Here is a 1880-nt window from a genome sequence, read left to right on the forward strand (position 1 = left end):
AGGAAGCGATAGAACCCACTCGCCTTCAACTGCAAAACGCCAAGACCGGCGAGATCATTCTGGTGGACATTGCTGCTACAGAAGGACCTGCAGACCAACCGGCGCTGGAACCGGTGAAGATCGTCGAAGGTGAAACGTCCGCCACTCGCTACGGAGCAACTGCTACAGCACGATCAGGCAAGTCCTCTACCGTGAGCCCAGAGGAAACCAGCCGCTCGAAGGCTGAGGATGATGAACCAGAGGAAGTGGTCAAGCGGGAAACGCCTGTCCCAGTGGTTCTGACACGCTATGCCGCGCAGGTGCTCTATGCGCCGTTGCGCACGGTGGAGCCTGTCGAAGGTATTACCCAGGTGAAGATTGATCGCCGCCTGAATCTGACCACCCTGCTACCCACTCTACCGATCACCGCCACCCCATTGGGCGCATGGCGTCTGGATGACTTCTGGGTAACTGCCGTCAAGCTGCAGAACCAGACGGCGCAGCGCGTTACGCTCGACCCTCGGGAACTGATGGGCGACTTCGTGGCGGCTGCCTTTCAACATCCCTATCTTGGGTCACGCGGTGATGCCAGTGACACCACCACGCTCTACCTGGTCACTCGGGATCATGGTCTGACACAAGCAACCGTGTTCTCAGCCGCCCCGATAGATTCGCGTGCGGCGCAGGGAGCGAAGCATGAAGAGTAACCCGCTGCTCAAGTACCTGGTGATTCCACTGCTCCTGATCACGGTGTTCATCGGCATCAAAATGATGAGGGGTGGATCCGCACAGCAGGCTGACAACGCACCGGCACCAAAACTCACAGCCGAACAGGCCAAGTCTCTTGGAGTGGAAGGCGACACGCCGAGCGACACGCTGCGCACGGTCGTGGCTGAAGGACGCGAGCTCAAGCAGCAGATATCCGATGTCATCCAGCAGAACACGGCCGTCAAACAGGACAACGAGGCGCTTAAACAACGACTGGCGAACATTGATCAGACCGTTGAGCAGCGCCTGAGAAACGCACAGGACCAGTACAAGCTCGACAGCCAGCAGCAACAGCAAAGCGTGCTGGACGGATTGCGCAAACAGATGGACGAACTGACGCGAATGGGGCAGAACAATAACTCCAACTCCGATTTACCGATCGGCTTGGGCGTTCAGCCAGGTGACGGTCAACAGTTCAAATCGGAAACAAGCGGTTCGGATATCGTCTGGATCGATCCTCAAGACGCAACCGCACTGGACAGCAACGGCAAGCCGATCACTGCCGGCACTGGCGGCTCCGCGAGTGCCTACAGCTTCCCTACATCCTTCGGTGACTCTGTCGATCGAGGCCAGAAAGCGCTCACAACAGGCGCTCAGTCTGTTCGTGATGACATGGGTGGCCAGCAACAGGAGCGCAAGAAGGTACGTCGTGCCTACACCCTGCCCCAGAACTCGACCCTGATGGGGTCAATCGCCATGTCCGCATTGATTGGCCGGGTGCCGGTCGACGGAACCGTCAATGATCCCTACCCGTTCAAGGTGCTGATCGGTCCGGACAACCTCACCGCCAACGGCATCGACCTTCCCGACGTAGCCGGTGCAGTGGCCAGCGGTACAGCGTCCGGCGACTGGACCCTGTCATGCGTGCGGGGGCAGATCAAAAGCCTGACCTTCGTGTTTACCGACGGTACTGTCCGCACCCTGCCGGCCCCGGTCCAGGGTGGGAATCAACAGAACAACAACCAGAACAACTCCGGTGACCAGCAACCCATTCAGGGCGGGCTCGGATGGATCAGCGATCCCTACGGCATCCCGTGCATCGCCGGAGAGCGACGCAGCAATGCACAGCAGTACATCGGCTCGCAGGCGTTGATCACCGCAGCTGGAGCAGGCGCAGCATCGTTGATCAAGAC

Annotated in this window: 2 protein-coding genes; both read left to right on the plus strand. The window is 59.3% G+C overall.

Features of this window, described 5'->3' with window-relative positions; translation table 11 throughout:
* The coding region (locus tag ALO80_RS09090; protein WP_055008751.1) for a TIGR03749 family integrating conjugative element protein at nucleotides 1-686 on the plus strand (686 nt) is incomplete at its 5' end.
* Nucleotides 676-1880, plus strand: a 1205-nt coding sequence (locus ALO80_RS09095; protein ID WP_055008752.1) for a TIGR03752 family integrating conjugative element protein, incomplete at its 3' end; no start/stop codon positions are given. The genes ALO80_RS09090 and ALO80_RS09095, both read left to right, overlap by 11 nt.

Origin of the sequence: Pseudomonas caricapapayae (genome assembly GCF_001400735.1) — a bacterium.
In the GTDB taxonomy this organism is placed as follows: Bacteria; Pseudomonadota; Gammaproteobacteria; order Pseudomonadales; family Pseudomonadaceae; genus Aquipseudomonas; species Aquipseudomonas caricapapayae.